Annotated in this window: 15 protein-coding genes; 7 read left to right on the forward strand and 8 right to left on the reverse strand. The window is 37.8% G+C overall.

The window, feature by feature from the left end:
* Positions 1-16: 16 nt before the first annotated feature.
* The 3 genes from ACQKNX_RS16880 to ACQKNX_RS16890 are packed head-to-tail and all read right to left on the reverse strand — an operon-like array spanning position 17 to position 2,350.
* Complete coding sequence (locus tag ACQKNX_RS16880; protein ID WP_427430033.1) at positions 17-1,177, reverse strand: UxaA family hydrolase; 1,161 nt, start codon at positions 1,175-1,177, stop codon at positions 17-19.
* On the reverse strand, positions 1,177-1,503 hold the full coding sequence (locus ACQKNX_RS16885; RefSeq protein ID WP_427429877.1) for a UxaA family hydrolase: 327 nt from the start codon (positions 1,501-1,503) through the stop codon (positions 1,177-1,179). The genes ACQKNX_RS16880 and ACQKNX_RS16885 overlap by 1 nt, the downstream gene beginning before the upstream one ends.
* A gap of 16 nt (positions 1,504-1,519) precedes the next feature.
* Complete coding sequence (locus ACQKNX_RS16890) at positions 1,520-2,350, reverse strand: amidohydrolase family protein (RefSeq protein WP_427429878.1); 831 nt, start codon at positions 2,348-2,350, stop codon at positions 1,520-1,522.
* Between the two features lie 601 nt (positions 2,351-2,951).
* Here ACQKNX_RS16890 and ACQKNX_RS16895 point away from each other — a divergent pair.
* Positions 2,952-3,968, forward strand: a complete 1,017-nt coding sequence (locus ACQKNX_RS16895) for a LacI family DNA-binding transcriptional regulator (RefSeq protein WP_427429879.1) — start codon at positions 2,952-2,954, stop codon at positions 3,966-3,968.
* A 255-nt stretch (positions 3,969-4,223) separates the two neighbouring features.
* Complete coding sequence (locus ACQKNX_RS16900) at positions 4,224-6,413, forward strand: DNA topoisomerase III (protein ID WP_427429880.1); 2,190 nt, start codon at positions 4,224-4,226, stop codon at positions 6,411-6,413.
* A 959-nt stretch (positions 6,414-7,372) separates the two neighbouring features.
* Here the strand turns inward: ACQKNX_RS16900 and ACQKNX_RS16905 are convergent.
* The 4 genes from ACQKNX_RS16905 to ACQKNX_RS16920 form a co-directional block, all read right to left on the reverse strand.
* Positions 7,373-8,122 (reverse strand): hypothetical protein, encoded by a 750-nt coding sequence (locus ACQKNX_RS16905; protein WP_427429881.1) that lies wholly within the window; start codon positions 8,120-8,122, stop codon positions 7,373-7,375.
* Position 8,123: 1 nt separating this feature from the next.
* A complete protein-coding gene (locus ACQKNX_RS16910; RefSeq protein WP_427429882.1) occupies positions 8,124-11,906 on the reverse strand; it encodes a DEAD/DEAH box helicase in 3,783 nt (1,260 codons plus the stop codon).
* A gap of 144 nt (positions 11,907-12,050) precedes the next feature.
* Positions 12,051-12,605, reverse strand: coding sequence for an NADPH-dependent FMN reductase (locus ACQKNX_RS16915; RefSeq protein ID WP_337982217.1), 555 nt, complete (start codon positions 12,603-12,605; stop codon positions 12,051-12,053).
* A 131-nt stretch (positions 12,606-12,736) separates the two neighbouring features.
* The gene (locus ACQKNX_RS16920) at positions 12,737-13,588 is read right to left on the reverse strand and encodes an NAD(P)H-binding protein (RefSeq protein WP_427429883.1); all 852 of its coding nucleotides are present in this window, start codon (positions 13,586-13,588) and stop codon (positions 12,737-12,739) included.
* Positions 13,589-13,817: 229 nt separating this feature from the next.
* On the opposite strand from ACQKNX_RS16920, the gene ACQKNX_RS16925 reads away from it, so the two are divergent.
* The 5 genes from ACQKNX_RS16925 to ACQKNX_RS16945 all read left to right on the forward strand — a co-directional run bounded on the left by ACQKNX_RS16925 (position 13,818) and on the right by ACQKNX_RS16945 (position 18,449).
* Positions 13,818-14,864, forward strand: a complete 1,047-nt coding sequence (locus ACQKNX_RS16925) for a PseG/SpsG family protein (RefSeq protein ID WP_427429884.1) — start codon at positions 13,818-13,820, stop codon at positions 14,862-14,864.
* Between the two features lie 229 nt (positions 14,865-15,093).
* Complete coding sequence (locus ACQKNX_RS16930; protein WP_403056037.1) at positions 15,094-15,279, forward strand: SE1832 family protein; 186 nt, start codon at positions 15,094-15,096, stop codon at positions 15,277-15,279.
* A gap of 98 nt (positions 15,280-15,377) precedes the next feature.
* Complete coding sequence (locus tag ACQKNX_RS16935; protein WP_427429885.1) at positions 15,378-16,943, forward strand: ABC-F family ATP-binding cassette domain-containing protein; 1,566 nt, start codon at positions 15,378-15,380, stop codon at positions 16,941-16,943.
* 631 nt (positions 16,944-17,574) lie between these two features.
* Positions 17,575-17,979, forward strand: a complete 405-nt coding sequence (gene spx, locus ACQKNX_RS16940; protein ID WP_036117523.1) for a transcriptional regulator Spx — start codon at positions 17,575-17,577, stop codon at positions 17,977-17,979.
* Between the two features lie 23 nt (positions 17,980-18,002).
* A complete protein-coding gene (locus ACQKNX_RS16945) occupies positions 18,003-18,449 on the forward strand; it encodes a MarR family winged helix-turn-helix transcriptional regulator (protein ID WP_427429886.1) in 447 nt (148 codons plus the stop codon).
* 134 nt (positions 18,450-18,583) lie between these two features.
* On the opposite strand, the gene ACQKNX_RS16950 is transcribed toward ACQKNX_RS16945, so the two are convergent.
* Positions 18,584-19,132: an RNA polymerase sigma factor gene (locus ACQKNX_RS16950; protein WP_139859863.1), complete on the reverse strand. Its 549-nt coding sequence runs from the start codon at positions 19,130-19,132 to the stop codon at positions 18,584-18,586.
* Positions 19,133-19,428 lie beyond the last annotated feature (296 nt).

Here is a 19,428-nt window from a genome sequence, read left to right on the forward strand (position 1 = left end):
TTCTCCTAACTACGTTTTATAGACTAATACCAATTCTGCTAATACTAAATTCTTGATGGCCTAAAATCTCGGCTTTCGTTTCCTGACCTTTTGCTACATTTACAATCGATTCAAAAATGCGTTTACCCGATTCATCCAACGTTTCTTTCCCTTGTAAAACAGGGCTTACATCTACATCAATATTGTCTGCCATTCGTCTTCCAGTAATTTCGTTACCTGTTATTTTAATGACAGGTATAATCGGATTTCCTGTCGGTGTCCCTCTTCCCGTTGTAAAGCAAACAACATGAACACCCGCTGCTGCCATGCCTGTTACACATTCAATATCATTCCCTGGTGAATCCATGAAATAATAGCCTGTCCCTGGAATTTCTTCAGCGAAGTCTACAACCCCTTGAAGGATTGCTGTTCCAGCTTTACTGATACAACCTAAAGATTTTTCCTCAATCGTCGATAAGCCTCCTGCGATATTGCCTGGGCTTGGATTTCCTCCACGCATATCGACACCCATACGTTCTACTTCAAGTTCAAATTGTTCAACACATTTATATAATTTTTGTTGTACATTTTGATTGATTGCCTTTGCAGCAACAAGATGCTCTGCACCAATGATTTCTGTAGTCTCGCCCATGACAATTGTGCCACCTGCATTCAAAATAGTATCAGCTGCTCTACCAAGTGCAGGGTTACTACATAATCCTGATGTAGCGTCAGAACCGCCACATTTCACACCAACAATTAGCTCTGAAAGTGGAATATCTATTAACGGAATATCTTCTATTTTTTTCAGAAGATCCTGTGCTACTTCCACACCTTTTTGGATCGTTTTAACAGAGCCACCCTCATTTTGAATGTCAATCCAAACAACTGGCTTACCAGTCTCTTCAATTTCTTGCTTTATGTCTTGTGCATTGATTACTTCACAGCCAAGGCTAACAATTAATACAGCACCGACATTCGGGTTTTTTCCCATTCCAACTAATACTTTATGTGTTCTCTCTTTGTCAGCACCTACTTGGCTACATCCATGTTGGTGAGGTATAGCTACTGACCCCGGAACTTGTTGTTGAATTCTTGAAGTAACCTGATTTGCACATACAACTGTTGGTAAAATTAAAAGATGATTTCGAATACCAAATTTTCCATTGTCTCTGCGATAGCCCTTAATAAATGTCATCATTTCACACCTCCCGCCCTTTTATCTCCGCGTCCGCGTATGCCCTCGATATTGTGAACATGTACATGCTCCCCTAACTGAATAGCAGTTGTTGCTGCTCCGATTACTTCACCGTACTTCACAATTTTCTCAGCCTTATTGATAGGAGCAATCGCAACTTTATGTCCAAAGCTAACATCTTGTTGCAAAGTTACTTCATATGTTTGATTACCTTTTGTGTAAATTACACTTTCACCTTTTTTTACATCCGTTAAAAGAGTTGTTACATTATCTTTTTCATCCATTACAATGCAAGTTATCCCTTGTTGATATGCCATCTCTGCCATTCCTTCGTCCTCCTTCTCATAATTTATAAAAACGCTTGGCATTTTCTCCAAATATCATTTCCAAATCTTTTCCAAGTAAGTTTGTAGGTAAGTTTTCCATAAGTATCGTCAGTACATCGTTGTATGTACCTGATAAATTACATACAGGCCAGTCACTTCCAAACATCACTCGATTCGTTCCAAAAACATTTACTACATGGTTGATAAAAGGTTGGAATTCTTCAATCGCCCAGTTTTTATGCGTTGCTTCTGTCACTAATCCTGAAAGTTTACACATCGCATTTGGGTACATCGCAATTTCACCCATAGCTTCTTTCCAGCCATCAATTTGTTGCTTTGCTATATTTGGCTTAGCAATGTGGTTCACTACTACTCTCAATTGGGGAAATGTTTTTAATAATTCTAGTATGTAAGGAAAATGCCTTGGCTTTATTAAAAGATCTAGCGGAACATCATACTGTACAAGTAGTTCAATGTTCTTTAATACATCTTTTCTCAAAATCCAATCATCCTCATTTAAATCTTGTAACATAGGTCGCACACCTACAAAACCAGGATGTTGTAGAAACTCCTCTAAATGTTGCTTAAAGTTTAATTCTGTTAAATCTAACCAGCCGACTACACCTGCAATCCATTCATGCTCTTCAAATAAATCTAATAAAAATAAAGTTTCATTGATTGTTGGAGCAGCTTGAACTACTATTGTCTTTTCAATTTGATGTTCATTTAAAATTGGATATAAATCGTTAGGCATATAATCACGATAAAGCTCTGGTAAATCTTCGGTTAACCATTTATAATCATTCCTTGATAACTTCCAAAAATGTTGATGTGAATCGATTATCATATTCAACACCACCTTTGTTAACTTTTATGTTACCGGTAACGTAAAAATAACAAACAAAAAATTACATGTCAATACTAATTTCTGAAAATAACCAAAATTCAAAACAGAAGTAAATAGATGGTATTGCTAAGAATATTTCATACTTAGTGAAGTAGAATGGCGACAATGAACGCTATTCATTAGATGCGTTGACGTATTTGAATGTTACATTTACCAAGCTCAAATGTTAAAAAACTTTTAATTTTGAGTAGGTTATAAAATGGGATGGTGATGTAGATTTTTAAATCACATGCTATAATGACTTGAGAAAAATGGTGGATAAACATCGGGGAGCTTTAAACGGAAAACTAATTGTATTATTTTATTTTTGGCTCACTTGAAGCGCTTTCCCTCTTGGAATCAACAATTGGAAAGTGTAGAGTTAGAAGAAGTACAATTATATTCGAATTATTTATGTAAAAATAAACCAACAACATGGTAATCACGATGACTTTATTTTGAAATAAAATGTATCTTCATTCGAGATGTTTTTTGCGTAGAATCGTTGCGCCAGCAGTAGGAATAATCCAAAAAAATTAACAATGTAAGGTAGGTACGATAGGTGACAACAATATATGATATTGCAAAAAAAGCTAATGTTTCTCCTATGACTGTTTCAAGAGTCATTAACAATAAAGGCAATATTAGCGAGAAAACAAGAAAAAAAGTAGAAGCTGTTATTCAAGAATTAAACTATATCCCCAACTCCGCTGCCAGAAGTTTAAATATTAAAAAAACGAAGCTCCTTTCATTAGTTATTCCTGATATTACAAATCCTTTCTTCACAAAGGTTGCTAGAGGTGCAGCAGATAAGGCTAATCAACTAGGCTATCAGCTTATGTTGTGTAATACTGACGAGGATCCAGAAAAAGAAAGTGGCTATATAGATGCTCTTATTTCGAAAATGGTAGATGGCGTTATCATTGCGCCTACTGGAAATCAGTCTAAAAAAAACTTAAAAAAGCTTGTGAAAAACAAAGTTCCTTTTACGTTAATTGATAGGATGATAGATGATCTTCCATGCGATATGGTATTGGGGAATAATCATGAGGGAACAAGAGAGTTAGTTCAGCATTTAATTGATCGAGGACATAAGAAGATTGCGCTTATTCATGCACCATTAGATATTTCTACATCCAAAGAAAGATATCAAACTTATGTAGACACATTGAAAGTAAATGATTTGACTTTTAATAAAAATTTGGTTATCCAAACACATTATAAACAAGAAGAAGAATGGGATACTATCAATGGATTACTGCTATTACCTGAGGAAGAACGACCTACTGCCATCTTCGCAGCTAATAACTTTATAGCGATTAACGCAATCACAACACTGCGCAACAAAAATATACGAGTGCCAGAAGATATTGCTGTTGTATGCTTCGACGACTTAGAGCCTTATTCAAATTTGGATCCTTTCTTCACAGTAGCTTCACAGCCCGCATATGACTTTGGCTATATGGGGACACAATTAGTTATTGAACGAGTTGAAGGAAACGGACCAAGTGAATATCGCAAAATTAATCTTCAACCGAAGCTTATCGTGAGAAAGTCTTCTAGTACTTCTATTGTGTAAAGGCTATTCAGACAGAAGTAAACTCGAAAAATTTCGAGTTTACTTCTTTTTTCATAAAATTCAGAATCGTTTCGGTGCCTGACACTTTGAGATCCTCATTTTTCTTATTATGAAAATACAAGTGCCAGGCACTCAAACAATTTACATGAAGATAAGTCCAATTCCCCCTTGGTATACACCGTTAATTTCTTATTTAGCATAATAATAATGCTCTATGATATAGTAAAAACAAGGATTTACGAAAGGATGTTATTTATGGCTAAAAGTGTAGTAATAGCTGAAAAACCATCAGTAGCTCGCGATATTGCGCGTGTATTGAACTGCAATAAAAAAGGAAACGGTTATCTTGAAGGGGATAAATACATCGTTACATGGGCATTAGGTCACCTTGTAACATTAGCAGACCCTGAAAGCTATGACGTGAAATACAAAACATGGAATTTAGAAGATTTACCAATGTTACCTGAGCACTTAAAACTGACAGTGATTAAACAAACAGGTAAACAATTTAATGCGGTAAAAAGCCAGCTGACGCGCGGCGATGTAGGAGAAATCATTGTAGCAACTGACGCTGGCCGCGAAGGTGAACTCGTAGCACGCTGGATTATTGATAAAGTAAAGATAAATAAGCCGATTAAACGTTTATGGATTTCTTCTGTAACTGATAAAGCCATTAAAGACGGGTTTGCTAACTTAAAACCTGGCAAGGCCTACGATAATTTATATGCTTCCGCTGTTGCCCGTTCTGAAGCAGACTGGTATATCGGACTAAATGCTACTCGTGCTTTAACAACACGTTTTAATGCACAGCTAAACTGCGGTCGTGTACAAACACCAACAGTGGCAATTATTGCGGCGCGCGAAGATGAAATCAAACATTTTAAAGCACAAACTTACTACGGTATTGAAGCTCAGACTGCCGACCATTTAAAATTGACATGGCAGGATGCAAAAGGCAATAGCCGCAGCTTTGATAAAGATACAATTGACGCTATCGTTAAAAAGCTTGGTAGAAACAATGCAACTGTAACAGACATTGAAAAAAAACCGAAGAAAACTTTTGCTCCAGGTTTATATGATTTAACAGAGTTGCAACGTGATGCGAATAAAATTTTCGGCTATTCTGCAAAAGAAACGCTGAATATTATGCAAAAATTATATGAGCAGCACAAAGTATTAACGTATCCACGTACAGACTCTCGCTATATTTCACAAGACATTGTTGCAACTATACCAGAACGTTTAAAAGCTTGTGGTATTGGCGAATACCGTTCACTTGCAAATAAGCTTTTAAATAAACCAATTAAAACGTCGAAGGCATTTGTCGATGATAGTAAAGTTTCTGATCACCATGCGATTATTCCGACCGAAGGCTATGTCAATTCTTCTGCATTCTCCGATAAGGAACGTAAAATTTACGACCTTGTTGTGAAAAGATTTTTAGCTGTTCTTTTCCCTGCTTTTGAATTCGAACAGCTGACATTACGTGCAAAAATCGCTGATGAAAGCTTTGTCGCGCGCGGGAAAACAATCCTATCAGCTGGCTGGAAGGAAGTATATGAAAATCGTTTTGACGATGAGGATACAACAGATGATTTGCAAGAACAAATCCTTCCCCGCATTGACAAGGGTGACACACTTCAGATTAAACTGATTGCACAAACATCTGGCCAAACGAAGCCACCAGCACGCTTTAATGAGGCAACACTATTATCTGCGATGGAAAATCCGACGAAATATATGGGGACGAACGATAAAAAATTAGCCGATACTTTAAAATCTACAGGCGGTTTAGGCACAGTAGCAACTCGCGCTGATATAATCGAGAAGCTCTTTAACTCGTTTTTAATTGAAAAGCGTGGTGCTAAAGATATTTACATCACTTCAAAAGGCAGACAACTGCTTGATTTAGTTCCAGAGGAGTTAAAATCCCCTACCCTTACAGCTGAATGGGAGCAAAAGCTCGAAGCGATTGCAAATGGAAAACTGAAAAAAGATGTATTTATTAGTGAAATGAAAAATTATACGAAGGAAATTGTTTCTGAAATTAAGGCAAGCGATAAAAAATATAAGCACGATAATATTTCTACTAAGTCTTGCCCTGATTGTGGTAAACCGATGCTTGAAGTCAACGGCAAAAAAGGCAAAATGCTTGTTTGTCAGGACCGTGAATGTGGTCACCGCAAAAATGTAGCACGTGTGACAAACGCTCGCTGCCCTCAATGTAAGAAAAAACTGGAACTCCGTGGTGAAGGCGATGGGCAAATCTTTGTATGTAAATGTGGTCATCGCGAAAAATTATCTACATTTGAAGCGCGCCGTAAAAAAGAAGGCGGCGGTAAAGTTGATAAACGCTCAGTTCAAAAATATTTAAAGCAACAAAATAATGATGAACCAGTAAACAACGCATTAGCTGAAGCCTTAAAAGGACTAAAACTCGATTAAGAGTGCCAGTCACTCACACAATTCTGACATCTCCCTAGCAAGATATTTAAAAGCCGCAACACCACGCATAGTGAGTGTTGCGGCTTTTATTTTTGCTAGTAGAACTATTATGTTTGCGAAACCTCTTTTACATAAAAAGTACTTTTAAAATTGCATACTCTTATTCCCTTAACATATATTGAATTGTCATTAAATTGTCATAATATTCACACCAAATAGTGAAGGAGGAGTAGAAAATGCAAGCTCAAGACTTTAGACCTCGAAATGTGATTATTATTACGATTATTGTTGTTTTATCACTAATAATTGGGCATTCGATTTATGTAAATTATATTGAGGTTTTTTAAAAACAATGGGGTTATAGCTAGATTGCTAGTCCCACAAACATAGTGCAACAGTAAACGAGTCAAAGAAGAATCTTCTCAACGCCCTTTGTACCATCTGGGCGTAAAGCAGATTCTTTTTTCTATTTGGGGATTATACATTTGAGTTCAGCTGCTCCGCGGAATTAACCCCTCGCTCTGGGAATCAGCCCCTCGCTTCGCGGAATCACACCTTCGCTCCGCGGAATTACTACCTCAATTTGCGGAATCAAACCCTCGCTCCGCGGAATCAAACCCTCACTCCGCGGAATTAACCCCTCGCTCCGCGGAATTACCTCCTCGCTCCGCGGAATTACCTCCTCGCTCCGCGGAATTACCTCCTCGCTCCGCGGAATCACCTCCTCACTCCGCGGAATCAAACCTTCGCTCCGCGGAATCACACCTTCACCCCGCGGAATCACCCACTCACTCCGCGGAATTACCTCCTCACTCCGTGGAATCACACCTTCACTTCGCGGAATCATCTCCTCGCCCTTCCGAATCACTATCTCATTCCGCGGTATTGTCTCCGTAGCTAGACTTTTTAAGCACAAAAAACGAGCGGTCAGCTCATTGCTTTACCGCTCGTTCTGTCTTTTATAAATATTGTTCACGCCATTGTAGTTGCTCTTTTTCTGTAAGTTGCTGTTCCAGCTTTTCATCCCATTGGTTTAGCAATGTATTCCATACTCGGGTATATACAATATTTTGCTCCTTATTAAAAAGAACGAATTCTAAACAGGGGATATCATTAATCTGTTTCGCATCTGAAGTAACAATAGTTGCTACTATTTTTTGTGAGCTCGCTTCTTCTTCCTCTTCCTGCTGTAAAGCTGCAAGCATCATTTCCTCATCAAAATGTTCTTGCTGCTCAGCGTCCTTATCGACATAACGATATGGCTCAGGTAACTCATCATATTCCTCTATAGCCTCTTCTCCTATAGGAAGAATCGCTTGGTGACATGGGCTAAATAAAAGCGTTGCCGTTTCGACCTCTAGCTCTTCCTCGAAAATGCCATGCTCCAATTGTTGCTCCCCTTTAGAGGTTAGTTTATAGAAGCCATCCGTTTGCTCTATAAGGCGGACGCGAGACATTAACGACACTAAATCCTCAATAAACAGTGGGTCTACTAGTAACAGCTCACTCAATTCCTGCACATTTTGAAAATTTGCTTCCTGCATGCTAATTAATAGCATTTTCATTAGGACATCCATCGTTGAGCGACGAATTGGCTCATATGTCACTTCAATCGTGCGAACCGGAATACACCATTCAGTAGATTTCACTATTTTCACATGACGATTTTGCTGTAACTCTCGCATTAAACGCTGTTGTAATTTCAACACCCTACATCACCTGTCCTTCATGATTACGTAAACCGTTGTAGGATTTCACCGTCGTTAATAGATTGCTGTACATGTCACGTGTATCTTGTTGTTTAGCACGTTTTGCAAACATATCTGCACTGCCAACAAGCATTAACAATTCACGCGCACGAGAAAGTGCAACATTTAACCTGCGATAATCTCTCGCAAAGCCAATGTCCCCTCCCTTTGGCGTATTACGTACCATACTCACTAATATGACATCCATCTCCATCCCCTGAAACTTATCGACAGTTCCCGTTCTAAACTGTAAATGGGGTAGCTGTAATTCCTGTTGAAGTAAACGATTAATTTTCTTCACTTGCTCGCCATAGAAGCTAATAACGCCTACACTTTTCTGTACATCTTGTGGTATGCGCCCTGCCTTTTTCGCTTCTAAAACAGCAGCATTTAAATCTGTTAAAATTCGACGGATTGTTTGTAGTTCCCCCTCATTATAACGACTCGTGCCACCTTTAACTTGTTCCTCTAAAAATGGTTTTTCAGTTGGCATATCAATCCATAGTAAATGATCTTCTCGGTTGACGAAATGTCCTTCTAAACCATGGTCACGTGCTGCATCAGAATCCGGTAAACCGCATTGCAGGCCACTCTCTTCCTTGGCGTAAAAAGGTGTAATACTATGCATGATTTTTTCATGCATACGGTATTGTAATGCGAGCATTTGCTTATGTGTTGGCGGTAAGTTATTAAATAACCGCTCGAATAACGATTCACGCAGCAAGCTTTTTAGCTCTTGTGCACCATCGAAGTTTGGATTTTCTTCTAACATACCCTTCAATGTTTCCTCTAGGGTATCATCACCAAGAAGTGGTGGTAGCTGATGATGGTCACCAACTAAAATAACTTTTTTGCCCTTAAGCATTGGTAATAATAGCTCTGGAGGTGTCGCCTTGGATACTTCGTCAATGATGACAACATCAAAGGTCGGATAGTTTTCCATAAATTCCTTACTTGCCGAAGCAACGCATGTTGTGCCGATAACATTGGCATGACGCACATATAATTTACGAATTTCATCTAAATCATATTCTGTTGCGTTTTGTAACTTATCACGCCATTGCTCTTGCAATTTCTTACGTAGAGGTAGCTGCTGTTCTTTACGATGTAGCTCTTCTAAGCTTTCATTTGTGGCTTGAATAGTTTCTTTTACTTCCTCATATGTGCGCTCTGGCGTAGATTGTAACAATGTTGTTAACGCAGTTAGTTGTTTTTCCTTTTTTAGCCCTTCTACATTTATAGCTTTAATGTTTTCTTCTAATTGCGCTAGCTGCTCCTCAACCTCAAGTAAACTTGCCTTTGCTGTTTGTTGTGCTGCTTTCTTAGGCACAAGTTGTGTGTTAGCTTGCTCAACGGCCTGAAGCTGTTGACGGGCTGTTTGTAAAGAGGTTTGTGTATTAGCTACTAGCATTTTCAACTGTTCCACCGATTCTTCTGGCATAACATCAGCTTGGAATGTATCAGCGAGTTGCTGTAGACGCTCGGTATGTTTAATATATGGCTGTAATTGGCGTTGCAAGCTTTGTACGTCGAAGCTTGTAATGGCACATTCTTGATGTATTAAACTACTAATATTTTTACGTAGTGACTCAAATTCCCGATCTTTATGATCCTGTTGTTGTCGAAGCGCCATACCCTTTTGCCAAACAAAATCGCGACGCATATAGAGCCCTAGTAAATAGCTTTCTACCTGTTCGATAGGAGGTGTTTGCCCTTCTTGAAATGACTCATTAAGCTGCGCAAATACACCCGTTAAATTTTTTAATGAGAACGATTGAACCGGCTGTTGACGACTTTTAGCTAACGCTCGTTCTTTCTCCTCAGGCGATACCAATGTTTCAAGCTTTGCAATCGCTTTTTGTAATCGGGAATTTATTGTTGCCCAGGCTTCTAAATCTTTCGCATCCTCTAAATGCTCTAATCTTCCAATTTGTTGAGCTAATATGTGCGTAGGACGGATGTGATAATGCTCTAAAAAGCGTTGAATACGATCAAAGGACGTTAACGTATCAATATATTGTTGTCCTTCCTTCATTAAAAGCAATCGCTTATTTTCTTGTTCGTATTTTAGTTGAATATCTTGAAACTGCGATGTCAGCTCCTGCTTTTCTACAAGTAATTCTTTATATTGAATAGCAGCTTGCCATTGTTCTATTTTATGGGTGCAATCTTGAATCGTTTGTTGTAGCTGTTCAAGCGAATCATATTCAGATAAAATTTGTGCTTGGGATTGTATAACGGACTCTAGTTGTGCTAGCTGTTTCTCAAGATGCTCTTTTTGCTCTTCACTAGATTCTTTTTCTGCTTTTGCCGTTTTCAAATCCTTTTTTAACGATTGAATCTCTTTTTGCAAAATTGGTTCGTCTATTGCCGCCTGCTCCTTAGCAGCGATTTCCTTAACTAGCTCTTCAAGCCATGTCTCAAGCTTTTGTCGCTCGTTCGCTGCTTTTAAAATACTTGCCTTCAATTCCTGTTCACGCTCAGCAAAAGCGATAATTTCTTCTTCAACAGATGCTAATGTTTGTTCACGCCAATGAAGGGCAACATTTTCCTCAATGAATTTTTTTCCCTCTTCTTCAATACTTTCTGTTCGGCCATACCGTAAAATTCGAATTTCTTGATTGGAGAGAAGTCTTCCTAATGCATTATCAACAGCTAAATTTGACTGTGATGCAACGAGAGTTTTTAAGCCTGCTTTTACATTTTGCTGGCATATTTCTGAAATAACCGTTGTTTTCCCAGTCCCCGGTGGCCCTTGAATCACATATAAATCTTCAACAGATAGAGCCCCGATTACCGCTTTACGTTGATATTCATTTAAATTATTATGAAACTCAATATCATCTTGCAGCTTTGCAGTGCGGACAGTTGGGCGTTTTTCAAATAAAATCGTCTCTAGACTAGCATTAACTGCTTCGCCCTTTTCTAGCTTCGTAAAGCCATTGCGTAAGCGTCGAATTTGACTCAGTGTTGCAAAATTACTAAAGCTTGCTTGTTTTGAGCGCAAGTTTAACTGATCTTTACGAGCCTGATCCTTTGCAAAAGGCTTTAAATCAATTTCCACTGTTTGCTTGCCAGCATTCGATTTTAATACTTGTCCGATTTCGCCACGTACCCCTTGGATGCTAACACTTAAACCTTCAAGTTGCTTCCATTCCTTCGCTTTTACATATGGACATACAAGTGTTAAACGTGAAAAGTCTTCATTGAAGTAGCTTTGTTTAAATTCCGTATGAATATCATCAATTGTTGCATCACGTTCTTGGATTTTTAAATAGCCTTCCCAACTTGCAATACGCTTTTTCACATATTCGGTGCGTTCTTCAGCAATCGGAAGTTCTCTTATTTTCGTATGAAGGTCAAGCGGGATACCTGCGCCATTATTAGGCTTTGTTACGAATTGCAATGCAGCCGGTAAGCGACGATTCGTACTTATTGGACCTCGCATATGTACAAAACGAATATTTGTTGCTAATAACCCTTCCACTTTTAGCACACAATCCATAATTGCCGTTTTTCCGGCAAGTACACTATCTAACTTTTCATTGTGCTCTGCATTAAAATAAATCGATAAAAACGTTTCGCCAATTGTTTTGGCTTTTCTTTTTTCAATATAGACAGTAACTGTTTTTTGTAACGCAAAAAAGGCATGCTCGTTTGCTGAGCATTCCTCTACCGCTTCCTTCGCCTTATTCGTCAAAATTAAATTACAGCGTTGTTTCTCTAGTAAAGCGATGTTCTGCATGAGCTGCCCTCCTTTCCGAATTCACTAAAGTATTATTTTATCATATCGTAAATGGAATCTTGCAAAGAAAAATCCCCTGCACAGTGATTTCCTTCCACTGTACAAGGGATCAATACTTATTGGTACCGACATTAGGACATATCTTTAATGTTGGTCTATTGTTTCTTTCGGTAATGTTTTACTCATTTCACAGTACTGAACGAAAACACGTGCCATTTCACGTAAACGATTATGAACATCCTCGTCTACAATTACATTATTTGCATCAAAATGTGACGTATGCGTATATACATAGTTTGGTGTCACAAGTGCACGGAAGTAATCTAAAATAGGCTTTAATTGGTTTTCAACTACTAAATGGTGCTGATATGTGCCACCATTCGCTACGATAGATACTGGCTTATAACGCATTGTTTTCGGATGTAAGAAATCAAAAGCATTTTTCAATACGCCTGGAATTGAAGCTTGGAAAATGGGCGTTGCGATAATATACGCATCCGCTTCTTCAAATTTTTGAATCATTTTTTTCATATCGTCATTTAACGGTGAACCATCGACAATTTGATGCTTATATTCACTAAAATGCATAATTTCTAAGTCGAAACTAGCATCGAAATCTTTAATATAACGCTCTACTTGCTCTAAAATAGCACCAGTTTTACGACCAAACATTGTGCCATCAACGAGTAAAATTTTCATATTCATTTTGCCTCCACATTCATCTTCTACAATAATATTGTAACAAATGAATAGTGGCTCGGGAAGAATTGTAGTAGTCAAAACAATAAATTCAGTCTTTAGACGGAATGCTATAGTTAATGGAAAAATGCCTATTTTTCATCGTGTCGATTAAATGTCACCTCTTTGTCTACTACTGTTTCTTCCACTTTAAATTTATCTCGATTAATAATGACCTCTCGATTTACCTTGTGCTTAGCATCTGACACATCTGAGTCTTTAAGTTTTTGCCAATTAAATAACTCTTCCCGCGTAAATTCATCTTGTGCCACAGTAGGAAAATCCATTTTCGCTAAGTCCTGTGATGGATAAATTGTTACCGGCTGTTTCTTTCCATGTAACCCAATAACGATCATTGCTTTTGCAACTTGCGAGGACTCAATAGAACGCAACCGCTTTAATGGTCCTATTAATAAAGGTTTAGCAACTTTTAATAGCTTTTCTCCTGCCTTTTCGCCAAAACGAAATTCATCGCGCTGTCCTGCTAAAAGAGAGGGACGAATAATGGATAGACGCTGTAAGCCTAGCTCTATTAATGCATGCTCAAGTTTCCCTTTCACACGATTATAGTAAAATTGAGATCGCACATTGGCACCCATTGCTGTTATGACAAGCATATGCGGAATCCCTTGCTTTTTCGCCAATGAGGCAATGGCTAGTGGATATTCAAAATCAACTTTTTCAAACGATTCACGTGAGCCAGCCTTTTTAATCGTTGTACCTAAACAACAAAATAGCTCATGAGCAAACTCAATATCTTTTTCTTCTAATGTATCGAAGTTTCGAATTTTCACCTCTAACTTCGGGTGCTTATATTGTAGCTCTCGTCGTGCTATAACGATGACCGAAACATATTCATCGTTGTCACATAACTGTTCTATTAGTGAACTACCTGTTAATCCAGTAGCCCCTACAACAATTGCCGAACGCATGCCCAATTTCATTCCCCCTTCGAGAAAGTCTTATATTTGCTCCACAAAGACGATTTCTATGTATGTATCATCAATAATGAGAACTAGCTTCATTTTGCATGTCCTCTCTACTATTCATCGGTATAGCAAAGTCAATTTTTAAAGTTTCATCTCATACATTATTTATCTAATGTTAATTTTTACACATACTTGCCCAATTTTCACCATAATTTAAATAGACAGATGAAAGGATGGGATACATTTGCAAAACGAAACACAAACAATTAAACCGAAAAAATCGATTGTTTTCATAATTGAAAGCTGTATTGATAAAGGGCTGTATCCTTTTGAACGAGTTGCAACATTAGCTAAGTTGCTTGGACAAGAGGAAGTTTTCATATTCGTAAAGACCCCTTCAAATGATGGGATTCAAATTTTAATGAATCACAATCTTTCACCAATACTATTCGATCATTTCGACGAATTACCTAAGCAAATAAAAGCTATACAACCTGATTTAATTGTTAGGGACGGTCGTAATTCAGAAAGCTGGCAAGTGGAGAATATACGACCATTTTGTAAAACGATCATTCATTTTGATGATTTTGGTGAAGGTGGCCAAGCCTGTGACTGTGTATTACTAGCACTCTATCAAGAAGTTAAAGATTATATGCCATCCCATTATATTGGTGGCAGTTTCGTCTTTGCATTACCAGAAGCTTATCAGTATTCAGAACAATTACCTGATCTTAAAACACCAGAAAACCCGCCTCATATTGTTGTTGCTTTCGAGGATGGGGACGAGCATAATTTAACATATCGTACTCTTCGACACCTAACCCAGCTACAAATCCCACTACAAATTACAGTAATGATAGATGAAAGCTATCGACATGCTACTGATGACTTGCAAATGATGGTATTAAGTCGTCGTAATACTGCCATTTTGCGTGATAAAGACGCACTCCTAAAATTATTACCCAAAGCTGATGTCATAATTTGCAATGCTAATTACACACCATATAAGATTGCTTCCTATGGCGTGCCATGTATTACGCTCGCACAGACAGAAAATGAGCTATTACACGCATTCCCTCGTGAGCATAATGGCTTTATACATCTCGGCCTTGGGCGTAAGATGAAACAATCACAAATACAAAATGCTGTTATGGAGTTTTTATTGCATGAGGCACGCAGTGAACGTGCTGTGAAAAAACAGCGCCAGCTTAATCTCGCTAGCAATAACAAAACGTTGGAATCTTTATTACTTGATTTCGCTTATGATCGTCATAATATCGCTTCTACTTAGTGATTCTTATAAGGTGGATATGATACAATATATTAGAATTTTTCACTTTCGTTATTCCCCTGCTTCTAGTTGAATGTATCCATTGCAAAGTAGGCTAGAATATTTGAGGAATCTCAACGCATCAGTACCCGATTAATTTTAACAATTGAGCGGTGGGGGGATGACAAAACCTCCATCGCTTTTACACGCTTTCGTAATAAAAAACAAACTAATAAAGGAGCCAAGTATCATGCCATCAAAAAGCGATATTGAATATCAAATCAAAGAATTAAAAATGGATTATATGAATTTACAAGGTGACATCGAAAAACTTGAATCTACAGGTCATAACGACCAAGTCGCAAAAGCTGAGCAGCGCCTTGCTAACATGGAAGCAAAGCTAGCAGAATTAAATAAACAACTAGCAGAGCTATAAAGGTTACGCATCGCGCCAACTGTTATGTTGTAGCAGTAGCACTGCGATTAATCTTTTTACCCATGACCTAATCGAATTATTTTGGAGGAGCAACATATATGGCAATATTAACAGTTGAAAATTTAGGTCATTCTTTCGGTGACCGTACACTTTTTAAAGATGTTTCTTTCCGTTTAGTAGAAGGCGATCATATTGGTCTTGTCGGCGCTAACGGTGTTGGTAAATCTACTCTTATGGGAATTATTACAGGACAAACAATTCACGATGATGGAAAGGTTGAATGGCTACCAGGAACACATTATGGCTATTTAGACCAACATACTGCGCTAACAGCTGGACGTTCTATGCGTGATGCATTACGTGATGCCTTCCTCCCACTATATAAAAAAGAAGAAGAGTTAAACGAAATTACAGGTAAAATGGCTGAAGCAACACCTGAAGAATTAGAAGTTTTACTAGAACAAATGGCTGAGGTTCAAGATGCTCTTGATGCTGGAGATTTCTACACACTCGATATGAAAATCGAGGAGGTTGCACGAGGTCTAGGTCTAGATGCTATTGGACTTGAACGCGATGTAGCTGCCCTTTCTGGTGGTCAACGTACGAAAGTTTTACTGGCAAAGCTATTATTAGAGAAGCCAAAAGTATTATTACTCGATGAGCCAACGAACTATCTCGATGAAGAACATATTACATGGTTGAAAAACTATTTAAAAAATTATCCACATGCATTCTTATTAATTTCCCACGATACGGAATTTATGAATGAGACAGTAGATGTTATTTTCCAATTGGAGTTTTCAAAACTAACTCGCTATACAGCTACGTACGAAAAGTTTTTAGAGCTTGCTGAAATCAATAAACGTCAACATATTGATGCATATGAAAAGCAACAAGAGTTCATAAAAAAACAAGAAGACTTTATAGCGAAAAATAAAGCGCGTTACTCTACAACTGGTCGTGCAAAATCGCGCGCGAAGCAACTTGATCGTTTAGAACGTATCGATCGCCCTGAAACATCGGTGAAACCTGAATTTGGTTTTAAAGAAGCACGTACGCCAAGCCGTTACGTTGTGGAAGCAGAGAATTTAGTCATCGGTTACGATAAAGAAAAACCACTACTACCACCTCTTTCATTTATGATTGAGCGCGGTGAAAAAATTGCCTTAGTCGGCATGAATGGTGTTGGTAAATCTACTTTACTAAAAACGATGCTTGGTAAAATTAATCCGCTAGGTGGTACGGTAATTCGTGGTGATTATTTAGCTCCTTCTTATTTCGAACAAGAAGTAAAGGCAGATAAAATTACTCCAATTGATGATGTGTGGAATGCCTTCCCTTCTATGGAGCAAGCACAAGTACGCGCGGCATTAGCACGTGCTGGTCTAAAAACAGATCATATTACTCGCCCACTTAATTCTTTATCTGGTGGTGAGCAAGCTAAAGTTCGATTATGTAAGCTAATGATGGAAGAAGCTAACTGGTTGCTATTTGACGAGCCGACAAACCACTTGGATGTCGATGCAAAAGAAGAGTTAAAGCGTGCTATGAAAGAATTTAAAGGCACAATTGTACTTGTTAGCCATGAGCCTGATTTCTATGAAGGTTTAGCAACAAAAGTATGGGATGTGCAAGACTGGTTCACTTCTGGGCAACAAAGCTAAAGAATGTGTCCTTCTAAAACGTAAAAATCCACTTCGCTTTCCGCGGGCACACCGTAGGCCGCAACCGTCGCTGTTGCGTCTTCCTTTTTGTGCTGCCCCGCAGGATGCTAGGTGGATTTTTTCTTTGGAATTAATATATTTCCTTCTGATATTGCTATATGCGACAACTTTTTGACTCGTTCATAGGTGGTCACTCTTTTGCAAAGCATCGCACCTTCTATATCGGAAAAATCCGCTTCGCTTTCCGTGTAAGTCTACTCTACTAGCATGCTATGAAAATTCAGTTTGGGTGACTGGCACTTATCCTTGTCAGAATTCAGAATTGTTTGGGTGACTGGCACGCTTCTCAGGCATGCTTCTCATACACCTCTACTAACTTACTTCTATCATTTCAATATTCCCTATTTTTAAAATTTTCTAAACTTACATCATTGTAAGCTTATTTAATGAAACTTTTCGCACTTTCCAGCGTATATTTAGTATAGATTAAAAATACTATGTTCTCTTAAAAGTTTTTTAATTAACTATTGATTTATATATAGCTTACTAGTAAGATATATGTATAACCTATTTTACTTACTAATAAGCTATTCATAAAATATAATCCAACAAAGAAAGCGGGGAATGAAGAATGACAGTTACTATCTACTCACAAGCGAGCTGTTCTTCATCCAGAAAAGCACTAAAATGGTTAAAAGATCACAACATCGAATATAAAGAGAAACGCATTACATCACATCCTCTTACACTTGCTGAATTTAAAGAAATTTTAAGCATGACAGAAGATGGTACTGATGAAATTATTGCAACTAACTCAAATGACTTTAAAAATCTAAATATTGATATTGATCAGCTTTCTATTCAAGAGCTGTACGCAATTATTCAAGCGCATCCTAGAATGTTACGTAGTCCTATCCTTATAGATGAAAAACGTATCCAAGTTGGGTACAATGAGATGGACATTCGTCGTTTTATTCCACGTAAAGTACGTGCTTACGAATTAAATGCGATGACAAGATTGGCACAAGAAAGTTAAAACAGTTTTGGAGATGACCTTATATGGATCAAGAAAAACAACAAGCCATTACCTCATTGTTTGAAGTTGTCTTTTCTATCGAGCGTAAATGGGCAAACGAGTGGAATAATCATAATGCACTCGGCTTTTCAAAATCCCATATTTTAATTTTAGACTACTTATCGCAGGAGGGACCAAAGCGCCCTTCTGCAATAGCAGAACGCTTAAAGGTAACAACTGGTGGTGTCACGGTATTAACGACCAAACTGATTAATGCTGGTTTTATTGAAAAAACGCAGCATGCTACTGATCGTAGAGCCTCACAATTAGTTATTACTACCGAGGGTGAAGAAATACTTGAAGAATCCCGTCAACAAGTGAGTGAAATTATTAACAATATGTTTGGTATGCTCTCAGCAGAAGAGGTGCAAACGTTGCGTGATATTTTCGCCAAATGCTTACTATCTGTTGATATAAATCGGCAAGATTAAATTTTCATCTTTGTTTTGTGTGGAAACACGAAAAAGGATGCATCGCAAATTTTTGTTTGCAGTGCATCCTTTTTTGGATTGGCCGAACGAATACTTCCGTCTAAGTAGTTATAGTTGTGCGACCAATATTATTATTATGCTGGCAGCACAGCCTCGACGATTGACACATCGGCCATTAGCATTTCTTTTAAACGCGCTTTCGCACGGAATAAACGAGATTTCACCGTACCGATTGATACTTTCATAATAGTAGAAATTTCAGCAAGTGAATATTGGTCTATGTAGAAATACCATAATGTTTTACGATAGATTGTATCTAATTGACCCATTTTATCCTGTACTAGCTTCGTCACAATCTCTTTTTCAATTTTTTCTTCTGTAGAAATGTCATTATTGGGAACCAAATCTAAAATCGGTACGTCTAATGTTTCAGGTTGGTTCATCATATATTTACTGCGTCGTACTTTTTTTCGATAGCGATCTCTAAATGTATTCATTGTAATTGTTGTTAGCCAAGCTTTAATATGTTCAACTTCGGCAACGCTATCTTCATAACGTACGACTTTTACCCAAACTTCTTGCATTAGATCTTCTGCTTCTACATTATTGCGAGTAAGTTTCAAACATAAATGGTATATATAACGGTTAAATTCCTCATATACGCCTTCTAATTTTTCATTCATTGTGTATTCCTCCGCTTCTTGTTCTTGCTTCTATACACATTCTCGCAAAATAATGTATTACACTCTATCGTATTGGCTTTCAATTTCATTACAATCGTGTAAGCTTAAAAGGTTTCACTTGTAATATTCGTAAAAATTGTTTTACTACTATATCACTTTCCCAATAAAAGACCACTTCAAAACAATACTCCCCTATTTTATCGCTATATTTATAATAATATTTATTATCTGAAAATTAATCGGGCATTAATTGATATGAAAAACAAAAAATGCACTCCTAGCAGAAGCGCATTTAT

The sequence above is a fragment of the Lysinibacillus sp. NPDC093712 genome, assembly GCF_050280025.1.
Taxonomy (GTDB): Bacteria; Bacillota; Bacilli; order Bacillales_A; family Planococcaceae; genus Lysinibacillus.